This is a genomic window from Streptomyces liliifuscus (genome assembly GCF_016598615.1).
Lineage (GTDB): Bacteria > Actinomycetota > Actinomycetes > Streptomycetales > Streptomycetaceae > Streptomyces > Streptomyces liliifuscus.
The window spans coordinates 10,331,187-10,352,239 of the sequence record NZ_CP066831.1; the positions used below are offsets into that span (position 1 = coordinate 10,331,187).

Here is a 21,053-nt window from a genome sequence, read left to right on the forward strand (position 1 = left end):
CGCATATGCCGCCGGAATTGGGTCAATTGACGATTCGTATGCCTATCGGGCCCTTGGGGGAGCGGGGAAACCGCAGCGAACTGGTTGGCTGTGATCCGGACAATTGACTACATGTCATACAAGGTTGAACAAGGGTGATCTTGCTGCGGAGAGGGCTCGCGGAGGCCCGTGCCAGTGAACTTCGCTTCTCGGAGGGGCTCGTGGCGATGATCTTCCGGGGTTCCCGCACATCCCGTGGTGTCGATCACGCCCGGAAACTGACGTGAATGCCCACCGTCTGTCCGCCTACGATCCGAGCCGTGACCGACCACCAGCCCCAGCTCGACCAGGTCCTCCACGCGGTGCTCGACGTGCTCGGCGCGGAGGTCGCCGGCGTCTTTCTGCACGGCTCGGCCGTCCTCGGCGGCCTGCGGCCCGACAGCGACCTCGACGTGTTCGTCGTCGCCCGGCGACGCATGACGGACCGCGAGCGACGGGACCTGCTCCAGGGGCTGCTCGGGATCTCCGGCCGCGGCGCCCGGAACGGAGAGCCGGCCCGGCCGGTCGAGCTGATCGTCGTCGCCCAGGGTGACGTCAGGCCCTGGAGGTACCCGCCACGCTGCGACTTCCTCTACGGCGAGTGGCTGCGCGAGGAGTTCGAGCGGGGAGAGGTGCCCGCCCCGGCGGTCATGCCCGATCTGGCGCCGCTGATCACGATGGTGCTCCTCGGGGACACCCCGCTCCACGGGCCGCCGCCCGCGCGGCTCCTCGATCCAGTCCCGCACGACGACCTGCGGCGCGCGATCGTCGCCGGGGTGCCGGAACTGCTGGCCGACCTCGAGTCGGACACCCGCAACGTCCTGCTGACCCTCGCCCGCGTCTGGACGACCCTCGCGACCGGCACCATCGTCTCCAAGGACGCGGCGGCCTCCTGGGTGCTCGACCGCGTCCCGGCCCGGCACCGGCCCGTACTGGGCCGAGCGCGGTCCCTCTATCTCGGCGGCCGGGACAGCCTCGCGGACCCCGCGACCCCTGCGGATTCCGTAGAGCCCGGAAGGGAGTCGTGGCACGGCGAGATGCCGGAGGTCCGGGCGCACGTCGATCTTGTTGTCCGCGCGATCGAGCAACTAGCCGCGCGGGACGGGCAGTAGGAACCGGATCGTCCACATAAGGCGACAACTGGCGATCGCCCTGGCCAGGCCGATCGTGCGCCGTCGCAACTAATGTGATGAAAGAGCGCCACAGGGGGCGTACGCCGGGATACGCTCCCCGCGCACCCACGTTCGAGTCCGCGCCCGTGGGGGCCGGTCAACCCCGGCCTGGTCGTGTGCGGGTTCAGCGGAGCCCAAACGCGAGAGACATACCGTCCGGTCTGACGCTCCACCCCTCACCGTGACCCGGTGAGACCAGCCGATCCCGGAAGGCTCCACGCGCCCGGGCACCGGCCAATCCTGGCGTCCGCCACCGGTACGTACGCGTAGTACGAGCCCTTCCGGTGCGGCGCCCCGAACCCCCTTGTCAAGGCAGCCTCGGCGCGACCTCGGCACCGAACAGAGCACAACGGCCTCCGCCCTGGAACCGTGCGCTGCGGACGTCTCCCTCACGATCTGCCGTTCCGGCAGGGCGTGGACGACGGCCGTCGGGCGCCCGGCGCACAAGCGGCCGCCGAGTCCCACCGACTGCCTGTCACCCAGTGAGGAACAATGAGCATGCGCGCCCGCACCACCGTAGCTGCGGCCATATCCACGGTCCTGACCCTCTCTCTCGCCTCATGCGGTGAGGGTTCCGACGCCGGCAGCGGTGACGGGACCGCGTCCGTGGGGATCGCCATGCCCACGAAGACGTCGCAGCGGTGGATCGACGACGGTCGGAACATGGTCGACGAGCTCAAGGGGTTCGGATACACCACCACCCTGAAGTACGCCGACAACGACCCGAAGAACCAGGTCGCGCAGGTGGAGGCCATGATCAACGACGGCGTGGACGCCCTGGTCATCGCCTCGGTCGACGGACGCGCCTTCACCAAGGTCCTGAGCAGAGCGAAGGACGCCGGCATCCCCGTGATCTCCTACGACCGGCTGATCCTCGGCAGCGACGCCGTCAACTACTACGCGTCCTTCGACAACGTGAAGGTCGGCTCGCAGCAGGCCGACTTCATCGTGGAGTCGCTGGGGCTGGTCAACGGCAGCGGCAAGGGCCCGTTCACCATCGAGCTCTTCGCGGGTTCGCCCGACGACAACAACACGCGCTACTTCTACGACGCCTCGATGGAAGTCCTGGAGCCGTATATCCAGAACGGCGACCTGATCGTCAGATCCGGGGAGACCGATCTCGACCAGGTGACCACCCTCCGCTGGGACGGCCCCACGGCGGAGAAGCGCATGAACAAGATCCTCGACTCGAAGTACAACGGCCAGACCATCGACGCGGTCCTCTCGCCGTACGACGGAATGTCCATCGGCATCCTCAACGCGCTGAAGGAGCACGGGTACGGAGGCGCGGGGAAGCCGCTGCCCATCGTCACCGGCCAGGACGCCGAGGCTCCCTCCATCAAGTCCATCGTGGAGGGCGAGCAGACCCAGACCGTCTACAAGGACACCCGCGAGCTGGCACTGGTCACCTCCTACATGGTCAACTCCGTCGTTCACGACAAGAAGCCTGCGGTCAACGACACCAGGACGTACGACAACGGCAAGAAGGTCGTGCCCGCGTACCTCCTGGAGCCGGTCAGCGTCGACAAGGGCAACTACGAGCAGGTGCTCATCGACTCGGGCTACATGAAGAAGAGCGACCTGAAGTGAACCGTGCCTGAAGTGAACCGTGAACGCCTGTGGGGCGGGGAGATCTCTCCCCGCCCCACAGGCGTTCGTACGGAGGTTGGGGCCGGCGTCAGTTGACGAAGACCGCCGGGCTGCCGGTCTGCGTTGTGTCGGTGACCGGGGCGTACTTGGCGGTGAAGAAGCCGTTGCTGAAGCACAGCGACGAGCCGGAGAACTTCGTGAACTGCTGCTTGCTGAACGAGATGCTGTTGTCGGCGTTGTCGGCCGTGCCGGACAGACTGGGCGCGCGGTAGACACAGGTGATGCTGCCGAGAAGCGTGCGCAGTACGACGGTTGTCTGGATGGACGAGCCGTCGGCGGGTGTGATGGTGACCGAGCCGTCGGAACCCACGGCCGAGGTGTAGGGCAGGTTGTCGACCTTGATGCTGGTGACCCCGAGCACGCCGACGACATTGCTGGTGCAACTGCTGCTGTCGAAGGTGTGCTCGGTGACCGACTCGGTGGCCGTACCGGGCGCCGTCGGGTTGTCGACGACCGAGGCGACGAACTTCGACGACGTGCAGGACAGACCGCTCGTGCCGGTGCTGCTGGAGTAGAGCGTGGCGCTGGTGCCGGCGGCCAGCGAGGAGTTGAGTACGGCTCCGGCCGCGACGGCCGTGCCGCCGGCGCCGCCGGTGGTCAGGACCGAGCCGTCGGCCGCGGAGGCCGGGCCGGCCGCCGAGAGGGCGAGCGCCGTGACGGCGGCGGACAGGGCGAGGGAAGTCCGAGTACGCATGCGGGTGCCTCATTCCGAGAGTGGGGTGGGGGAACTGGGCCGCCACCGGCCCGTCGCGCCTTCTCCGTACGCGACGGACCGGCGGTGGCTGCCGGGAGATTGGCCGGAGGCGTCGAGGGACGGCCTCCGGCGCGGGACCGGCGGTAGGGCGACCGGGCGCGGTCCAGGAGGGGGAAAGTGACCGTGCCGGTGCCATGGAGGAGTGGATGCGGGCCGCACGTGCGATCGGCCGGCCGTGGGTCGGGTCTGTCGACCACGTGACCGGCCTGCCGACCGTGTGACGGGATGGAGCCCGGGAGTCGACGTGCGCCGCAGGGCGGATCCGGCGCCACGGATCCGTGCTAACCAGGGAGAGTTGTAAACCTGAGCGATGTTCAACGTCAAGGTGCTGCAAGGAAGTTGACGAATGTTCAATGTCCGCGCGGCGCACGGAAGTTGACGTTGGACCGCGTGCGCGGCAGGGCCCTCCACGCCTCCGTCACATCTCCGACTTCCTTTTTCCACAAGGTCCTTGACCCTCGTCACTTACCGGGGGTAACTTCCGTCGCGGTTACTGCTGCGTAACGAGAAAGCCCTTGCGCCCACCGGGAGGTGTGAGGAGGCGTACGCCGTAGGCGCTGTCCGCGCCAGGACAACGTGCCACTGAAGCCCTACCCGCACTGATACATGCCCCTGGGAGCAGAAAATGGCCTCGTCCTCGGACGCCACCTCGTCAGCCGGTTCCACCCCCGAGCCCTCCGAAGTGTCGGAAAGCGGTTCCATTTCGGAGAGCCCTGAGGGTTCCGAGAGACGCGGGCGGGTCCGTCTGCGCCGCGCCGCGGTGATGGCGGTGCCTGCCACCGCGGTAGCGGCCGGCCTGATGATCATGACCGCCCAGGGGGCCCTGGGTGTGCAGTTCGCGATCTCCGGCATGCCGTTCACCGTCACCGCGACCAACCTCGACGGCGAGGGCTTCGCACAGTTCGGCGGCCTCGACGAGATGGCTCCGGGCAGCCCCAACGAGGGTGAGACCGGCGGCCAGGTCCTGGTGGTGGTCTCCGCGATCAAGAAGGCGACCCTCACCAAGCTCTGTCAGAGCGTCGACCTCGGCGGCACGAACCTGCTCATCAGGGCCGGGGAAGGCAGCCAGAAGGTGTCCGCGGTCAACCTCACCACCGACTCCACCGAGTTGTCCGGCGACGCCTCCTTCGACAACATCGAGATCGGCAACGACGCCAGCACGCTCGACAAGTCCCACGCGCAGGGCCCGAAGGGTGTCTTCAGCCAGCAGGCCGACACCGTCCACATCGGCAACCTGCGGCAGACCAACTACGCCACCACGGCTGCGGTGTTCAAGCTTCCCGGTCTGAAGCTGAGCTTCAGCGACAAGGGCTGCTGATGGTCGCCTTCCGGCGCTGGCGTGCGGTCCGTCCGTTCTGGGGCGGGCTGCTGCTCGCCCTGGGCGGGGCGGAGATCCTGGTCACGGAGAAGGCGTCGCTGAAGGTCGTCATGCACATCGGCATGCAGGGCCTGGCCGGCTACCTCCTGCCGACCCTGATGCTGATTCTCGGCCTGCTGATCCTCTTCAACCCCACGCAACGCCTCTTCTACTCGATCCTTGGTGCCCTGCTCTCCCTGGGAACCTGGGTCACCTCGAACCTGGGCGGCTTCTTCATCGGGCTCGTCCTCGGCGTCGTCGGCAGCTGCCTGGCCTTCGGCTGGCTGCCGGACCAGGAACCGCGGCGCGCCCGCTCGTGGCGGCGCCGCCGGCAGGAGCCGGTACCTCTTCCGTAGCGTGTCGGGGCGCCGTGGCAGGCGGCGCCCCTGCGGAGGGTCACTGCACGCCGTGCGGGCGGAACTGGACACTGATCCGGGGACCCGCCGCCCGGGCGCTCTTGGGGATCGCGTGTTCCCAGGTGCGCTGGCACGAGCCACCCATCACGATCAGGTCGCCGTGCCCGAGCGGGCGCCGCACCGGGGTGCCGCCCCGCCTGGGCCGTAGCAGCAGGTCGCGCGGAGCGCCCACGGAGAGGATGGCGACCATCGTGTCCTCGCGGGCGCCCCGGCCGATCCGGTCCCCGTGCCAGGCCACGCTGTCCCGGCCGTCCCGGTAGAAGCAGAGCCCGGCGGTCGTGAACGGTTCCCCCAGCTCGTCGGCGTAGTGGGCGGACAGGGCATCGCGGGCCTCGTCCAGGACGGGGTCCGGCAGCGCGTCGCCGGCACCGTAGAACGCGAGCAGCCGCGGTACGTCCACCATGTGCTCGTACATCTGCCGCCGCTCGGCCCGCCAGGGCACCTCGTCGGCCAGCCGTGCGAACAGTGCGTCCGCCCCGTGCAGCCAGCCCGGCAGCAGATCGATCCACGCCCCGTCGCCGAGCGCGGTCCGGCGCAGCCCGTCGAGCGGGCCGAGGCGGACCTCGTCGGTCTGGTCGAACAGTGAACCCTGGAGGTGCGTGGACATGCTTCGAGCGTACCCACATATTCGAATGTGTGTGCCATCCGGGATGGTGGCCGGGACAAAGCCCGGAAACTTGTCGAATGCGCCGGGTCCCGATCGACGCAAGGGTGAAGACCGCACCCCCAGGACTCAGGAGCACCCATCGTGACCGTAACCGCGGATATGGCCATCTCCCTCGACGGATTCATCGCAGGCACCGGCGTCACCATCGACAACCCCGGCGGCGACGGCGCCGAGCCGCTCTTCGAGTGGATCCACAACCTGGCGAGCTGGCGAGAGCGCCAGGGCATGACCGGCGGGGAGGAGAACCGCGACTCCGAGCTGATGCGCGAGTGGTTCGACGCCACCGGAGCGGTGGTCATGGGCCGGACGATGTACGACACCGGCGAGGAGTTCTGGGGCGACAACCCGCCGTTCCGGACCCCGGTCTTCGTCCTCACCCACCGGCCCCGGCCGACCCTCGTCAAAGAGGGCGGCACCACCTTCACCTTCGTCACCGACGGTATCCACAGCGCGCTCGACCGGGCGAAGGCAGCCGCGGGGGACAGGAACGTCGACATCGCGGGCGGGGCGAGCACCGTGCAGCAGTACCTCAGGGAGGGGCTCATCGACGAGCTGCAGCTGCACGTGGTGCCGACGCTCCTCGGCGAGGGACTGCGGCTCTTCGAGGGGCTGGGTGCCGGGCGGCGCCTCGAACCCGTCAGCGTGGTCGGCACGCCACTGGCCACCCACCTGAAGTACCGCTTCGTGAAGTGACCGCGCTTCGTGCCGACGCGCGACGACCGACCCCAACACCGCGCCGGCGTATGTCGGTTCGGTCGGATCGGTGTCGGGCGTCGGGGCCCGTGACCGGCTGTCTTCGACCGGTTCACTTCATCGAGGGAGGGGGCGTGAGCGGCGCTGGCATACTCTGCGAATGACATCGATGGATCCGTTCCGCGACGAAGCTCGCGGTCGTGGATTACCCGAGGACGAGGTCGAGCGGTGGCTCGACACCGCCCGTCGCTGCGCGATGCTGAACCTCGCCGGTGAGACGCCGCCCGACGACCCGCCGGCCGGACGGCTCGGCGGGTTGCCGCCGATGCCCGACGACGAGCCCGTTCCGGACCTGCCGTTCCTCGCCTCGGTCGACCTCGCGGCCATCCCGCCGGGCGCGACGGACATCCCGCTGCCCGAGAACGGCACGCTGCTGTTCTTCGCGGACACGGAGGACCCGTGGAGCGACGACGACTGGCACCGGCTCGTCTACGTCCCTGTCGGCACGCCCGTCTCCGAACGCGCTTCGAGCTGCGAGTGGCTGCCGGAGGTCAGCCCGGCCCGGAATCTGCATCTGACGATCACGCCCTCGCTGCCCAACCGCGGTTCGGACACGGAGGAGTTCCCGCACGGCAGCGAGCTGGGCTCGGTGTGGTGGAAGACCTGCGGGGAGATGACGACGGACGGACCGGTGCAGTTGGGCGGTTGCCCCTGGGTCTGGAACGCGGATCCCCTCACGGACCACGACCACGGCCCGGGCGACTGGGTGCTGCTCGCGGAGGTCGGGGGCGACGGCGTGACCGAGGGCGACCTGGGCATCGTCCACTGGGTGATTCGCCGGGACGACCTGGCCGGCCGCCACTTCGACCGGGCCCGGGCCCACTTCGACATGGTCGGCTGAAGCGGCCTCGGACGCGGTGCACTCACCCCGGCTTGCAGGGCTCCAAGTTGCCTCCCGTGTATCGGAATTGAGGGCCTCAGGGGCGTCCGGAACGGGGTCGTAGGCGGCTTCGCCGGCCCCTCGGGCGCGTTCCGGGCATGGTGCGCGGGTCCTGGGTCGTCCACATCCGGGCATGCCCTCACCCGCCCGTCCGCGGCTTTGGCGCAACCGCTCTGACCTGGTGTTTTCCTGGATTCCACCTAGGCTGGTGAGGTCAGCCGGACGCCATGGGAGGGGTCTTTGTGAGTGGGGAAAGCACGGGCTACGACGCTGCCGACATCGAGGTGCTTGAGGGGCGGGAAGCCATTCGGAAGCGGCCCGGGATGTGGGTCGGCTCGACCGGTGAACGCGGCCCGCATCAAATGGTGTTCGAGGTCGTCGGCCGGGCGGTGAACCAGGTCCTGGTCGGCGGGAGTGGCAGCCGCAATGGCAATGGCAATGGCAATGGGAATGGCAGCGGCAGTGGCAGGGGCAGTGGCTTCGTCGATGTCACGCTCACGTCCGACGGTGGCGTGCGGGTCGCCGACGACGGGCCGGGGCGTCCCTTCGAGGCCGCCGGGGAGAGCGGCGGCCCGGACCTCGAAGCGCTGCTGACCAGCTTCCATGCCGGGCCCGAGCTCAGTGGCCGGAACATCACAGACGTGGGCCAATTCCGCGCGGGGCTCTTCGTCGTCAACGCCCTGTCGAGTCGGCTGACGGCCGAGGTGCGGGGCGAGGGGGGCCACCGGGTCCATGAGTACGCGCGCGGTGTCGAGGTCGCCACGCCCGCCGCCGTGGGGTCGGCGACCGGAAGCGGGACGACCATCGCCTTCTGGCCCGACAGCGAGATCTTCGAGACGCCGCGGTGCTCTTTCGCCGTGCTGGCGGAGCGATTCCGGCAGGTGGCCTTCCTCAACCGGGGCCTGGGGATCTCGCTGACCGACGAACGCCCGGCGGGCGGGGCGCGGGCGGTGTCGTTCCGGTTCCCTGAGGGAGTTCGGGACTTCGTGGCCGCCCTCGACGCGGAGACGGGGTCGGGGGTCCAGCCGGACGTTGTCGGCTTCGAGCGCGAGGACCCACGGATGGCGGGGACGATGGAGGTGGCCCTGCTGTGGACCGGCTCCCGCGAGGAACGGATACTCGGCTTCGCCAACAGCCGGGCCACTCGCGAGGGCGGCACGCATGTGGACGGTTTCCGCGACGGAGTGGCGGCCGCGGTCATCGCGTACGCACGGGACCGGGGGTTGCCGGGAGCGGACCTTGATCCCCGCGACGGCCGGATCTGCGGGAGCCTCATGGCAGTTGTGTCGGTGAAGCTCGACCATCCCGAGTTCCTCGGCGCCACCCGCGGGCTGCTGGGCAACACCGACGTGCGGGACTGTGTGGGGGAGGCCGTCCGGGAACACCTCGGAAACTGGTTCGAGGAGCAGCCGGAGCGGGCCTCGGAGTTCGTCGACCGAATCGTCCGGGGCATCCACCAGGACTGAACAACTCGGCGACGCTGTCATCGGCTGACCCTCGCCCTGCAGTCGGAGCAGGCGCGGATGTCACTCTCGGCTGGTGTCGATGATGCAGAAACGGTTGCCGTCGGGGTCGGCCAGGACTACGAAGTCCGGGTCGTCGGGATACAGGTCCCAGTCGACCCGCTGGGCGCCGAGGGACACCAGGCGATCGACCTCGGCGGCCTGATCCGCCGCGTCCCCGGCGTAGAGGTCCAGATGGACGCGCGGATGCTCCTGTACCGGTGTCTCGCTCAGGCCGAGCGCCAGTTGGGGGCCGGTCCCTTGGGCTGGCACCAGCACCACCCAGTCGTCCTCCGGCTCGTCGCGCGGGACGTACCCGAGAGCCTCCATCCAGAATGCGGTCGCACGCCGGACATCCCCTACACCCAACACCACGGATCCGATCTTCAGCATGCGCCGAGTGAAGCAGATGTTCGTTGGTGAGGGGCTCCCTTTTTTTGGTGCCCTGTCCTGGTGCGGGGTGCGGGGTGCGGGGTGCGGGGTGCGGGGTGCGAGTGCAGGTCGTGCGTCGTTCGCGTCAGGTTCGGCCGGGGCCGCCGCTGTCGAAGCCTCCGCCGCTGTTCTCGTTCCAGCTCGGGGGCTTCTGCTTCGCCGCGCGGCGGGTCCGGCCGGTTCCGTGGCCGGGGAGCCGGTGCGAGGTCAGCCGGTGGTTGCCGTGGGGCATCTCGGCGGGCTCGCGTCGTTCGCGCACCTCGCCCACGGGGCCCGAGTCGGGCAGCCGGGGCTGTTCATCGGGGCGAGGCGGGCCGGGCTCCTGGGAGCGCATCCGGCGGCCCCACCACACGGCCCAGATCAGGCCGCCGACGAGGACGACGCCCACCAGGAACGGGACCACTCCGCCCACCACCGCGCCGGAGAGGGCCAGTTGTGTCGTGTCGTTGTCCATCGTCGGCGGGTACCCGGCATCGCGTACCGAAACAGAACCCCGTCCACCCGAGGCCCGGACACGCGCAGCGCATGCCTTCCCGTAGCGGTTTTCGATATATCTGCTTCCGATATCTGCGCGGCAAATTCGCGGGAGCGTGCCTATCGATTCGATTCGCTCCACGCCGTCGCTTTGCGTAACCATTCGATTATTGATTGTCGCGGCGGGCCCTCGATATTCTGCGCTTCGTTTTGAAATGTCCGAATGTGGGAAGTCGGACTATTAGTGCTTCGGACAGGAGGCACGTCCGTGGGAGCTGGCTCCGCCAGATCGCGGGTGTGTCCATGGCGGTCCGTGTGCGCGCCAACTCCCATGGTGACTGTCCCGTCGGCACCCTCTGAGGGAGATGCGACGCACCATGCGAATCACCGTCAGAACGAAGCAGCACCCGCACGACGACGCCCCCGACTCGGCCGCGGACTTCGTACGCCTGGCCGCCCTGCCCGACGGGTCCGAGCGACAGGCTCTGCGTGACGAGCTGGTCCGGGCCTGGCTGCCCATGGCGAACCGCATCGCCCTGCGATATCGGGGGCGAGGCGAGTCCGTCGAGGACCTCGGTCAGGTGGCGGCTCTCGGCCTGGTCAAGGCCGTCGACCGGTACGACCCCGAGCGTGGCAACGCCTTCGAGAGCTATGCGATCCCGACCATCACCGGCGAGATCAAGCGCCACTTCCGCGACCACATGTGGGTCCTCCACGTGCCGAGGCGGGTCCAGGACCTGCGCAACCGGGTCCGCGCCGCCGTGAAGGAGCTGTCGCAGACGACGCCGGGCCGCAACCCCACGATCGCCGAGATCGCCGCGTACACGCGGATGACCGAGGACGACGTACGTACCGGATTCGAGGCCCTCGACAGCTTCACCGCGCTCTCCCTGGACGCCGAACTGCCCGGCAGCGATGACGGCTACGCGCTGGGGGACGCCCTGGGGGAGCCCGACTCCGGGTTCGACCTCGTCATCGACCGCGAGGCCGTGAAGCCGTGCCTGGCGGCGCTCCCCGAACGCGAGCGAACCATCCTCTACCTGCGCTTCTTCCGAGGTATGACCCAGAGCCGCATCGCGGAGCAGCTCGGCATCTCGCAGATGCACGTCTCCCGGCTGCTCAACGGTTGCTGCGCCAAGGTGCGCGAGGAAGCCCTCTCGGAGGCCGTGGGGGCAGCTGAAGGAGCCGTAGTGGCGGCTGAAGAAACCGTAGTGGCAGTCGAAGGAGTCGTAGCGGCGGACGGAGGCGGAGTCGGTGACTCGACCGTCCGTGACTCAACCGCCCGTCACGGGGCTTCCCGGGCCGGGCGGCTGAGTGGCGAGCTCACTGCCGAACCCTCCCGGGAGCGGTTTGCCAGTGAACTGCCACTGTTCGAACTAACCAATGCACGCTGAATAAAACACCCTCATCGCAGCGGCGGAGAATCCTCCGGAAGCGATGTGGGCCCATAGCGGTCCAGAGTCTCCTCCAACGTGGCTCGGACATCCGGCGGGAGATCGCCCTTCTGTCCCCAGACGAGGATCATCTCCGCGACATTCCGCAGTTTGATGTTGGTGTGCTGGGACACTTCCCGAAGCACGGCCCAGCCGTCGTCGGGCGTCACCCGCCCGAGCGCCACCATCATGCCGATCGCCTGGTCCACGACGGCATGAGAGGTCACGGCCTCCTTCAACTGGCCGATCTCCTCCTGCAGTTCGGCGATCCGGGGCGCGTCCTCACCGGGCGCGGCCTGGTCCGGCAGGCCGCCACCCGGCTCCTCCGCCTTCGAGCCGGCGTCCGAGGTCATTCGTTCCCCTCCGAGGTCGGAACACTTGCACGGTCTCTCGTTGTCGTTTCCACGTTGTCGATCCACCGCGTGACTCCGTGGTGCCAGTCCATCGTCGCCACTCGACCGGGCGCATGCCAGCGCGACGCCTACCCAGCATTCACCTGAATACACATGGTGACGGATCGCTCACGGATTGCGAAGGGTGGGTGTCGGGCGCAGGGTGGTTACGCCAGTCCAACCCTCATCGAAGGACGGAAAACCATGGGCAAGTCAAAGGGCAAGGCGAAGCAGATGAAGGGCAAGATGAAGGAGACCGCCGGCCGGGCCATGGGCGACATGCTCATGGAGAACGAGGGCCGGGGTGAGCAGATGACGGGCAGGGCCCAGGAGCTCGCCGCGAAGGCCTCCGAGCGCGTCAAGAAGTCCGAGCGCTAGGCGGCCCGGACCCCACGCGTTGGTACGCCCCCGGACGGCCGCACAGGGCTCAGGCCCTGCGCCCGACGGGGGCGTCCCGTGCCCCGACACCCCTCGGGTCGCTCAGGCGGAAGGTCGCTCGCGCACGATGTCCTGTGCCCTCTTGTCGTCGCGCAGCCCCAGGAACCGTGGATGCCGCAGCATGCCGTCCCGGGTCCACTCCGTGAACGCGATCTGCGCGACCAGCCTCGGCTCAGCCCAGTGGGCACCCGCCTCACGCACCCGGTCGCTGAACGGCGATGCGGGGACGCGCAGTTCGTCGAGGACTTCGCGCAGACCGAGGAGCGTACGACGGTCGAAGCCCGTGCCCACCTTGCCCGCGTACCGCAGCCGGTCCGCCTCGTAGTGGCCGAGCAGCAGTGCGCCGAACCCGGCCCGGGTGCCGCCCCCTTCGGTGAAGCCGCCGACCACGAACTCCTGCGTCCGGGAACACTTCAGCTTCAGCCAGTCCGGCGAACGGCGGGGCTGGTAAAGGCTCTTCGCCCGTTTCGCGATCAGTCCCTCCCAGCCCCGGGCGCACGCGTCGGCCAGCAACTCGGCCCCACCCTCGTTGCGATGCGTCGTCATCCGCAGCGGCGCACGGTACGTCAAGGTCTGTCGGAGCAGCGACTTGCGCGTACGCAACGGCAGTCGTGTCAGGTCCGCGCCCTCCAGACGGAGCACGTCGAACACGTAGTACGTGACGGCGACGCCGCTCGCCTCGATGTCACGGCGCCGGGTGAGCCCCATGCGCTGCTGGAGGCGCGCGAAGTCCGTGCGGCCGCGGGAGAACGCGACGATCTCGCCGTCGACGGTGAAGTCCGTGTACGACTGCGCGGCGAGCGCCTCGACGATCTCCGGGTAGGTGTCGTTGAGGCGATTGCCGGCGCGGGAGAGGAGCAGTGTCCGCCCGTTCTCCCGGACCGCCAGGACCCGGACCCCGTCCAGCTTCCGTTCGAAGAGCCACTCACCGGGGAAGTCGCGCATGTCGCTCAGCGTGGCGAGCATCGGCCGCGAGGCCAGTTCCACACCGGGAGGCGCGTCACGCAGCAGCCGTCTGTGGTGGTCGGGCAACGAGCCCAGGAGGTCGGACATCGCCGCTCACCTCTCTCCCGCGACCTGCCGCGGGGCGCGGCCGGGTACCGACCAGCCCATTCTCCTTCCCCTGGTCGGAGGCGGCCATCGGGAGCCCCGGCCGTCTCCCCCCGGGCCCCCGAGCCCTGGCCGCCCGTACGGACCCGGCCGGCTCAGGATCCCGTGAGGCTGATGCCGAAGACGTCCAGGACGCCGTACACGCCGAGGAACACGATCGCCGCGCTGCTGACGGCGAGCGCCACGGTGAGCCACGGGCTGCCCCGGAAGCGCTTCTCGACGCCGGTGGACCGCAGCCGCCACGCCGCGATCACCACGGCGAGCAGGAAGACACCGCCGCCGATGCCACCGATCTGCACCATCAGTACCGGCGACTGCACGAACAGGAAGGACGACGCCCACACCGACGGCAGGCACCAGGTCAGGATCCGGATCGTGCGCCGCCGTACACGGACGTCGTGCCAGTCGATCACTCCGAGAAGCCCGAGCGTGTTGGTCCACAGCCGCGGCACACTGGCCGTCGACCCGACGAGCGTGGAGAAGAGCACCGTGAACGCGCCCATGAGGAAGAGGTACTCGGCCCAGGGGCCCATCGTGTCGGTGTAGATCCGGGACAGCGTGGTGATCATCGAGTTGCCCTCGGGCACCAGGTTCTGCGGATGCAGCACGGCCGCCCCGATGACGTAGAACGAGAGGGTGCACAGCGTGCAGACCAGCCAGCCGGCGGCGACGTCAAGACGCATCACCTTCAGCCACCCCTCGGCCCGCCGCGCACGCTCCTCGCTGCCGTCGTCCGGACCCGTCCAGCGGGCGTAGCCCTTCTCGATGCACCAGTAGGTGTACGTCGTCATCTCGTCGGCGCCGACGCCGGTTATCCCGAACATGGCCAGTGCTATCCCGGCCGTGCCCGCGGGGATGAGGAAACTGAAGCCCTCCCCCAACTCGCCGGTGCCGTAACCGAATTCGGTCAGCGGAAGCCCGAGCGCCAGCGCCACCGTGGCCACGGTGAAGACGACCACGGAGGCCACGCACAGCTGCTCCACGACGCTGTACCTGCCCGTCCGCAGCAGCACCACGGCGAGGGCGGTGACGAGCACCGTCCACACCGCGAGCGAACGGTAGCTCAGCGCCTCGCCGGTGATCGGCCACATCACGGAGCAGGCGGCCGCCGTGCCGCCGATGATGCCGCCCCGCTGGAACATCTTGGCGAAGTCCATCCCGATCCAGAGCCAGTTGATCCAGCTCACGGGACCGATCCGCGGGCCGACCTCGCGGTAACCCTCAAGCGCGGTACGGCCGTTGAGGATCGTCCAGCGGGCCAGCTCCATCTGCACCCACACCTTCACCCCGGTGCTGATGACGACCAGCCACAGCAGCACGAACCCGGCGCGCGCGCCGAGCGAGGTGGTCACGATGAGCTCGCCGGAACCGACCACGGCGGCCGACAGGACGAATCCGGGGCCGAGATGGCGCAGCCGCCCGGTGAAGGTGGTGGGTGCCTCGCGGACGTCCTCGGCGCGCAGGGCGTACGGGTCGGACTCTGTCGGGACGGCGGCGGATGCCGTCCGGGCAGTCGTTTCAGGCATGGCGGGGTCCTTCGAGGTGTCCGGCGTCGTTGCCCGGACTCGGGGACGGAGGGGGGAGGCCGGCGGGGAAGAGTGGGGGAGGCGCTCTGGGGGGCTTCGGGGAGGGCGGACGGTTCAGTGGGCCGGGCGCAGCGGGGGCCGGCCCACGAGGACCCGTACGACGTCCTCCGCGATCATCTCGCCCATCGTGCGGTTGGCCTCGTGGCTGCACGCCGCCATGTGCGAGGTGAGCAGGACGTTCGGGGCGGTGCGCAACGGGCTGTCGCCGAGCGGTTCGTGCGCGAAGGCGTCGAGCGCGGCTCCTCCCAGGTGGCCTTCGACTAGGAGAGCCGCGAGTGCCTCCTCGTCGACGAGCCCGCCCCGGGCGGCGTTCACCAGCAACGCGCCCGGCTTCATGGCGGCGAGACGGCGGCGGTCAAGGAGCGGGCCCGCGCCGGGAGTCGCGGGCAGATGCAGGCTGACGACGTCGGCACGGGCCAGACAGTCGTCCAGCGGGGCGGGCGAGGCGTCGAGCGCGCGGATGTCCGCGTCGTCGACGTACGGATCGTGCGCGAGGACGGTCATGCCGAAGGCGAGGGCGTAGGTGGTGAGCAGGCGTCCGATGCGGCCGAAGCCCACCACGGCCAGGGTCTTTCCGGCGAGTTCGGGCCCGAACAGCTTGGGCCACTCACCGTGCGCCACCCGCTGGTGGGACGCGGTGATGCGGCGGTTGGCATCCAGGATGAGCCCGAAGGTGAACTCGGCGACCGCCCGTGAGTTGCTGCCGGGCGCGCACACCACGGGGATGCCCCGGGCCCGCGCGGCGGCCACGTCGATGGTGTCGACGCCGACTCCGTGCTTCGCGATGACCTTGAGACGGTCGGCCGAGTCGATGACGTCGGCGGTGACGGCGTCCATGCCGACCACCAGCGCGTCGACCCCGCCGATCCGCTCGCGCAACTCGCCGCCCGGCAGGGCGGTTTCCTCGTACGGGCGCACCGGGCCGGCGCCCGCCCGTTCCAGGATCCGCCAGGGCTCGGGGGAGTGGCAGGAGAAGGTGGGCGTGGTGATGAGCGTCGTCGTCATACGGGGAGCTCCCGGTCCGCCCAAGTGGGGCTCAGGCGGAGGTACTTGATCGTGCGGCGGTGCCGGGTGAACGCGATGTGCAGCGTGCCGTCGGGGGTCTGGACGACGGACGGGTAGGAGAGCTCGCGGTTGAGACCGTCGCGGGAGTTGTTGGTCAGGCAGTGGCCGTCACCGGTCTCCAGATCACGGCGTACGGGCCAGGTCAGCCCGCCGTCGGAGGAGACGGAGAGGGTGAGCGGGGCACGGGGCGCGCCCCAGAACGCGGCTCCTGTCGCGGCGGCTGCGGGGGGTTCGTGATTCCCCACAGCTTGGTCGCCGGGTTCCTGATCCCCGGCCTCTCGCAGTCCCTCCTCGCCTATCTCGTCGTACAGCGAGACGCGGCGCGCGACGGCGTCCGCGGCACTGCTGTGGTTGTGCACGAGGGCGAGCCGGCCGTCGGCCAACGGCACGTACTGGATGGAGGAGTTGTTGTTCGGCACGTCCAGCGGACGGGGCTCGGTCCAGCTCTCCCCGTCGTCGTACGACACGCTCCGGTGCACGGCATCCGCCCGTCGGCTGCGGAACAGGGCGAGGAGCGAACCGTCCGGCAGTGGACGGATGTTCATGTGTACGAGTCCGGTCGAGCCAGGCACCGGAACCTCGCGCCAACTCGTCCCGGAGTCGTCGCTGACCATCACCGAGCTGGTGTCCCGGTCGCCGGACCACGTCTCGCCCGGCGCGGCTATGCAGCGGAAGACTGGGAGCAGCCGGCGGCCCGAGGGCAGCACGGTCACCGGCTGCCGGACGAAGACCCCGCCGTCGAAGAGCGTCCGTGACGGGCCCCACGTCAGGCCCTCGTCGCGGCTGACACGCAGCCGCACCTCGGCGGTGTCCTGGTGCCCGGCCCGTTGTGCCGTGTGCAGCAGCCACCAGTCGCCGGACGGGTCGATGGACAGCACCGGGTTCTGCTCGGACCGGGCGTCGTCGTGGGACAGCTGTACCGGTGCCGACCACACGTCACCATCGGGGGCGAGCCGCGAGAACCACACCGAGATGTCCGCGACGCCCTCCTGTGTGCCCGCGAACCAGACACAGCCCAGCCCGCCGTCGGGCAGCACGGTGAGATTGGCGGCGTGGTTCTGCACGGCCGGCGCCGACAACTGCGCCTCGGCGCGCCCGGGTTCGGCGGGATGCGGGTGTACGACGCCGTCGGCGAGCGTCGGCTGCGACGTCATCGGACCAGCCCCGAGGTGCGCGCGGCGCTGAGATGCTGACCCGCGGCCTGCTCCAGATGGACGAGATCACAGGCGACGGTCACGTACGTGAAGCCCTCGGCGAGCCGCTTGGCGGCGCTGGAGCCGTCCGGGTTGTGAATGCCGACGGCGATCCCCGCGGCCGCGGCGGCCTCCCGCACCCTGACCAGCGCCGCCTCGAACTCGTCCGAGACCGCGGGGTCGGTCGAGGTGGCTCCGCCGAGCGCGATCCGCAGGTCGGAGGGGCCGATGTAGACCCCGTCGAGGCCGTCGGTGGCGCAGATCTCGTCCACGTTCGCGAGACCCTGGGCGGTCTCGATCATCGCGAGGACCACGGTCTGCGCGTGGGCGTCGGCGGGGTCGGGGCCGATGCGCAGGCCCGAACGCATGGGTCCGTACGACCGCTTGCCGAGTGGCGGATAGCGTACGGCGGCCACCGCGTCGGCGGCGTCCCGCGCGTTGTCGACGAGCGGGACGATGACACCGGCCGCGCCCGCGTCCAGTGCCTTGCCGATCGGCATCGGGTCGTTGGCCTCGACCCGGACCAGGCCGACGGCGGTCGACCCCTTGGTGTCGATCGCGGTCAGCGAGGCCAGCACGCCCGCGTACTCCAACAGCCCGTGCTGGGCGTCCAGCGCCACATAGTCGTACCCGAGACGGGCGATGCGCTCGGTCGAGACCGGCGAGTCGAGGACGGACCAGTAACCGACAAGCGGTTCACGGGCACGCAGGGCGGCGGCGAATGCGGCGGGGGTGCCGGGGGCAGCGGCGGGAGGCATGGTGGGCTCCTTCAGGGTTCGTACGGTTCAAGCGTTCAAGGCGGCTGAGGAGGGGGCTGCGCCCCGTAGGGGGCGCGGGGAACTGCGCGACCGGCCACGGCCGGCCCGCGCCAGAAGTGCTGCCCGGGTCACCGGTTGTACGCGGGCATGGGCCCACGCAACCCCGCCCCGACCTCGTCGCAGGCCGCCGCGACATCGGCGGGCAGCGGCCCGGCCTGAGCGGCGGCGATGTTGGCAAGCAGATGCGAGGTCTTCGACCCGCCGAGCAGCAACGCGTCGGTGGAGGCGCGGTCCAGGAGCCAGCGCAGGGCGAGGTCGGTGAGCGATATGCCCGCGGCGTCCGCGACGGCGGCGAGCCGGTCGACCGCGGAGAAGAGGCGCTCGTCCCAGTAGCGTTCCCGGTACATCGCGGCGACCCTGGAGTCCCCGAACCGGCCTGATTCCGGGGCCTGTTCGAAGCGGTGACGACCGGTGAGCAGGCCCCCGCCGAGCGGGTTGTAGACCATCGTGCGCAGGCCGCTGACGGCGGCGTACTCGACGTACTCCTCCTCGATGCGGCGCGCGAGCAGGTTGTGCAGCTGCTGGGCGACGACGGGACGCGGCGCGCCCACCTCCTCGGCGGTACGCACGAGTTCGGCGATCTGCCAGGCCGCGTAGTTGGAGACGCCGAGGGCGCGGATCTTGCCCTCGGCGGCGAACTCGGCGACGGTGGCGAGGGTTTCGGCGAGCGGTGTCGCACGGTCGGGCTGGTGGAGATAGAAGAGGTCGACCGAGTCGGTGCCGAGCCGCTTGAGGCTGCCCTCCAGAGCGGCCCGTAGTCCGGCGGCGGAGAGAGGGGCGTGCTCGCCCTGGTCGGCGTGCGGGATCCCGGCCTTGGTCGCCAGGACGATCCGGTCGCGTCGGCCCGGCAGGAGCCCGGCGAGGATGCGCTCGCTCTCACCGCCCGCGTAGCCGTTGGCCGTGTCGACCCCGGTGATCCCGGCGTCGAGCGCGGCATCGAGCATGGCCGCCGCTCCGGTGGCGTCCACGGTGTCGCCGAACGTCATGGTGCCGAGGACGAGCCGGGAGAGCGGGACGGGGATGTTCGGCAGGGTGATGCCGGTGGTCACGAGCGGTTTCCTTCCGATGCGGGAGAAGCGGGAGAAGCGGGAGCAGCCGCAGGAGGTGGGGAAGTCGAGGCAGACGAGGCAGGCGAGGCGGACGGGGAAGACGCGTCGGGCGCGGCAGACAGCGCCGCCCGGGCAGACAGAACCGTCCGTGGCTTCACACCCCGGATCGTGGTCGGGTCCAGGGAGGCGCGGCGCAGCGCGCGGGTGTACGGGTCGGCGGGTGAGGCGAGCACGGCGGCCGTCGGTCCCCTCTCGACGACCCGGCCCGCGCGCATCACCACCACGTCGTTGCTGATCTCCCGGACGACACCGAGGTTGTGGGCGATGACGAGATAGGCGATGCCGGTGTCCGCCTGCAACTCCCGCAGCAGATGCAGCACTTGGGCCTGTACGGAGACATCGAGGGCGGACGTCGCCTCGTCGCAGACGAGGAGGTCGGGCCGGGACGCGAGGGCCCGAGCGATGCCGATGCGCTGCCGCTGGCCGCCGGAGAACTCGGGCGGCCGTCGGTCAAGGGCTGAGGACGGCAGGCCGACCCGGTCGATCAACTCGGCGGCCCGACGGGCGCGTTGGACCCGGTCGGAGACCCCGGCCACCCGCAGCGGCTCGGCGACGATCTGCTGAGCCGTGAGATGGGGATCCAGTGAACCGTACGGATCCTGGAAGACCATCTGCACCCGTCGCCGCAGTGGACGCAGCCGCCGCTCGGGCAGCGTCGCGATGTCGGTTCCGTCCAGGACGATCCGGCCGCTCACCGGCTTGAGCAGCCGGACGAGGGCCCGGGCAAGGGTCGACTTGCCACAGCCGGACTCGCCCACCACGGCGAGCGAACCCCCATGCGGCACCTCGAAGTCCACCCGGTCCACAGCCTTGAACGGCCCCTGCGCTGTGGCGTACTCGACGACGAGGTCCTCGACGGAGAGCAGCGGCCCGGCCGCCGAGGCGCGGTCGGCGGCGGTCCCGTCGGTCGGAGTGTTCACCGCGGTGTTGTCGGTCATTTCGTTGCTCCCTGCACCAGGGGTTCGATCCGCCCGTCGCCGTCGCCGTCGCCGTTCCCATTCCCGTTGCGGTCGCTGTCCTCGTCCTCGTCCCAAGCGCCGAGGCGCGGCACGGCGGCGAGCAGCTCACGGGTGTACGGCTCGGTCGGCCGCTCGACGATCTCCTCGGCGGAGCCCGACTCGACGAACCGCCCGTCCTTCATCACATGGATACGGTCGGAGACGAGCCGGGCCACCCCGAGATCGTGCGTGATCATCAACATCCCGATGCCGGTGTGTTCCTGAAGCTCCATCAGGAGATCGAGGACGCTCGCCTGCACGGTGGCGTCCAGCGCGGAGGTGGGCTCGTCCGCCACCAGCAGCTCCGGTTCGGCGGCGAGCGCGGTCGCGATGAGGATGCGCTGCAGCATGCCGCCGGAGAACTGGTGGGGATACGCCTTCCAGCGGGTCTCCGGCTCGGAGATACGCACCCGCCCGAGAAGCTCGACTCCCTTGTCCCGGGCCTCGGTTCGGGACAATTCCGGGTGGCGCAGCCGCAGCGCGTCGCCCAGCTGTCGGCCGATGGTGTGCACCGGACTCAGGGCTGTCATCGGGTCCTGCGGGATCAGCGACACCGTCCGCCCGCGCACCGCACGCGCGGCATCCGGATCGGCCACGACGTCTCGCCCGGAGATCCGGACGCTCCCCGACAGCACGGCGAGGCCCTCGGGCAACAGCCGCAGCACGCCCATCGCCGTGGTCGACTTCCCCGACCCCGACTCGCCGATCAGGGTGACGGTCTCGCCCCTGCGGACGGTGAACGTCACCCCGTCGACCGCGCGCACCACGCCCTGGCCGGTGATGAGTTCGATCTGCAGATCCGCCACGTCGAGCAGCGGTGTGTCCTCGGCCATGGC

Annotated in this window: 21 protein-coding genes and 1 pseudogene; 9 read left to right on the forward strand and 13 right to left on the reverse strand. The window is 69.9% G+C overall.

The genetic code is table 11. The annotated features are described in order from the left end of the window. Positions 1 to 266: 266 nt before the first annotated feature. Both JEQ17_RS45095 and chvE read left to right on the forward strand, forming a co-directional pair. Positions 267 to 1,130: an aminoglycoside adenylyltransferase family protein gene (locus JEQ17_RS45095; protein WP_200400730.1), complete on the forward strand. Its 864-nt coding sequence runs from the start codon at positions 267 to 269 to the stop codon at positions 1,128 to 1,130. Positions 1,131 to 1,682: 552 nt separating this feature from the next. Continuing rightward, positions 1,683 to 2,780 carry a multiple monosaccharide ABC transporter substrate-binding protein gene (gene chvE, locus JEQ17_RS45100; RefSeq protein WP_383383086.1) on the forward strand — a complete coding sequence of 366 codons (1,098 nt, stop codon included), beginning with the start codon at positions 1,683 to 1,685 and terminating at the stop codon, positions 2,778 to 2,780. An 88-nt stretch (positions 2,781 to 2,868) separates the two neighbouring features. On the opposite strand, the gene JEQ17_RS45105 is transcribed toward chvE, so the two are convergent. Then, positions 2,869 to 3,534: a Tat pathway signal sequence domain protein gene (locus JEQ17_RS45105; RefSeq protein WP_200400731.1), complete on the reverse strand. Its 666-nt coding sequence runs from the start codon at positions 3,532 to 3,534 to the stop codon at positions 2,869 to 2,871. 685 nt (positions 3,535 to 4,219) lie between these two features. Between JEQ17_RS45105 and JEQ17_RS45110 the strand changes: the two genes are divergently transcribed. Both JEQ17_RS45110 and JEQ17_RS45115 read left to right on the forward strand, forming a co-directional pair. Beyond that, a complete protein-coding gene (locus tag JEQ17_RS45110; RefSeq protein WP_200400732.1) occupies positions 4,220 to 4,912 on the forward strand; it encodes a DUF6230 family protein in 693 nt (230 codons plus the stop codon). Next, positions 4,912 to 5,307 (forward strand): DUF6114 domain-containing protein, encoded by a 396-nt coding sequence (locus JEQ17_RS45115; protein WP_200400733.1) that lies wholly within the window; start codon positions 4,912 to 4,914, stop codon positions 5,305 to 5,307. Before JEQ17_RS45110 ends, JEQ17_RS45115 begins: the two co-directional genes overlap by 1 nt. Positions 5,308 to 5,347: 40 nt before the next feature. Here JEQ17_RS45115 and JEQ17_RS45120 read toward each other — a convergent pair whose 3' ends face one another. Continuing rightward, positions 5,348 to 5,974 (reverse strand): alpha-ketoglutarate-dependent dioxygenase AlkB, encoded by a 627-nt coding sequence (locus JEQ17_RS45120; protein WP_200400734.1) that lies wholly within the window; start codon positions 5,972 to 5,974, stop codon positions 5,348 to 5,350. Positions 5,975 to 6,115: 141 nt separating this feature from the next. On the opposite strand from JEQ17_RS45120, the gene JEQ17_RS45125 reads away from it, so the two are divergent. The 3 genes from JEQ17_RS45125 to JEQ17_RS45135 all read left to right on the forward strand — a co-directional run bounded on the left by JEQ17_RS45125 (position 6,116) and on the right by JEQ17_RS45135 (position 9,133). Further along, a complete protein-coding gene (locus JEQ17_RS45125) occupies positions 6,116 to 6,727 on the forward strand; it encodes a dihydrofolate reductase family protein (RefSeq protein ID WP_200400735.1) in 612 nt (203 codons plus the stop codon). A 160-nt stretch (positions 6,728 to 6,887) separates the two neighbouring features. Beyond that, positions 6,888 to 7,628, forward strand: coding sequence for a DUF1963 domain-containing protein (locus JEQ17_RS45130; protein WP_200400736.1), 741 nt, complete (start codon positions 6,888 to 6,890; stop codon positions 7,626 to 7,628). Between the two features lie 281 nt (positions 7,629 to 7,909). Beyond that, a complete protein-coding gene (locus JEQ17_RS45135; RefSeq protein ID WP_234048612.1) occupies positions 7,910 to 9,133 on the forward strand; it encodes a DNA topoisomerase subunit B in 1,224 nt (407 codons plus the stop codon). Positions 9,134 to 9,193: 60 nt separating this feature from the next. Here the strand turns inward: JEQ17_RS45135 and JEQ17_RS45140 are convergent, their stop codons facing one another. Then, positions 9,194 to 9,562, reverse strand: coding sequence for a VOC family protein (locus JEQ17_RS45140; RefSeq protein ID WP_200400738.1), 369 nt, complete (start codon positions 9,560 to 9,562; stop codon positions 9,194 to 9,196). Positions 9,563 to 9,686: 124 nt separating this feature from the next. Beyond that, entirely contained in the window at positions 9,687 to 10,055 is a 369-nt protein-coding gene (locus tag JEQ17_RS45145; protein WP_200400739.1) for a DUF6479 family protein, read from the reverse strand. 397 nt (positions 10,056 to 10,452) lie between these two features. On the opposite strand from JEQ17_RS45145, the pseudogene JEQ17_RS45150 reads away from it, so the two are divergent. Further along, a pseudogene (locus tag JEQ17_RS45150) lies at positions 10,453 to 11,241 on the forward strand (RNA polymerase sigma factor SigF); the annotation flags it as partial. A gap of 239 nt (positions 11,242 to 11,480) precedes the next feature. On the opposite strand, the gene JEQ17_RS45155 reads toward JEQ17_RS45150, so the two are convergent. Continuing rightward, entirely contained in the window at positions 11,481 to 11,861 is a 381-nt protein-coding gene (locus JEQ17_RS45155; RefSeq protein ID WP_200400740.1) for an ANTAR domain-containing protein, read from the reverse strand. 243 nt (positions 11,862 to 12,104) lie between these two features. Between JEQ17_RS45155 and JEQ17_RS45160 the strand changes: the two genes are divergently transcribed. Beyond that, entirely contained in the window at positions 12,105 to 12,278 is a 174-nt protein-coding gene (locus JEQ17_RS45160; protein WP_200400741.1) for a CsbD family protein, read from the forward strand. Positions 12,279 to 12,380: 102 nt separating this feature from the next. On the opposite strand, the gene ligD is transcribed toward JEQ17_RS45160, so the two are convergent. The 8 genes from ligD to JEQ17_RS45200 form a co-directional block, all read right to left on the reverse strand. After that, a complete protein-coding gene (ligD, locus tag JEQ17_RS45165; RefSeq protein ID WP_200400742.1) occupies positions 12,381 to 13,391 on the reverse strand; it encodes a non-homologous end-joining DNA ligase in 1,011 nt (336 codons plus the stop codon). A gap of 152 nt (positions 13,392 to 13,543) precedes the next feature. Further along, positions 13,544 to 14,974 (reverse strand): Nramp family divalent metal transporter, encoded by a 1,431-nt coding sequence (locus JEQ17_RS45170; protein ID WP_200400743.1) that lies wholly within the window; start codon positions 14,972 to 14,974, stop codon positions 13,544 to 13,546. A gap of 114 nt (positions 14,975 to 15,088) precedes the next feature. Then, positions 15,089 to 16,039 (reverse strand): phosphoglycerate dehydrogenase, encoded by a 951-nt coding sequence (locus tag JEQ17_RS45175; RefSeq protein ID WP_200400744.1) that lies wholly within the window; start codon positions 16,037 to 16,039, stop codon positions 15,089 to 15,091. Beyond that, positions 16,036 to 17,253: a sialidase family protein gene (locus tag JEQ17_RS45180; RefSeq protein WP_200400745.1), complete on the reverse strand. Its 1,218-nt coding sequence runs from the start codon at positions 17,251 to 17,253 to the stop codon at positions 16,036 to 16,038. The genes JEQ17_RS45175 and JEQ17_RS45180 overlap by 4 nt, the downstream gene beginning before the upstream one ends. Continuing rightward, positions 17,250 to 18,050: an HpcH/HpaI aldolase family protein gene (locus tag JEQ17_RS45185; RefSeq protein WP_200400746.1), complete on the reverse strand. Its 801-nt coding sequence runs from the start codon at positions 18,048 to 18,050 to the stop codon at positions 17,250 to 17,252. The genes JEQ17_RS45180 and JEQ17_RS45185 overlap by 4 nt, the downstream gene beginning before the upstream one ends. A gap of 128 nt (positions 18,051 to 18,178) precedes the next feature. Further along, a complete protein-coding gene (locus JEQ17_RS45190) occupies positions 18,179 to 19,159 on the reverse strand; it encodes an aldo/keto reductase (protein ID WP_200400747.1) in 981 nt (326 codons plus the stop codon). Then, complete coding sequence (locus tag JEQ17_RS45195) at positions 19,156 to 20,157, reverse strand: ATP-binding cassette domain-containing protein (protein WP_200400748.1); 1,002 nt, start codon at positions 20,155 to 20,157, stop codon at positions 19,156 to 19,158. Before JEQ17_RS45195 ends, JEQ17_RS45190 begins: the two co-directional genes overlap by 4 nt. Beyond that, positions 20,154 to 21,050, reverse strand: a complete 897-nt coding sequence (locus JEQ17_RS45200; protein WP_200400749.1) for an ABC transporter ATP-binding protein — start codon at positions 21,048 to 21,050, stop codon at positions 20,154 to 20,156. The genes JEQ17_RS45195 and JEQ17_RS45200 overlap by 4 nt, the downstream gene beginning before the upstream one ends. Between the last annotated feature and the right edge of the window lie 3 nt (positions 21,051 to 21,053).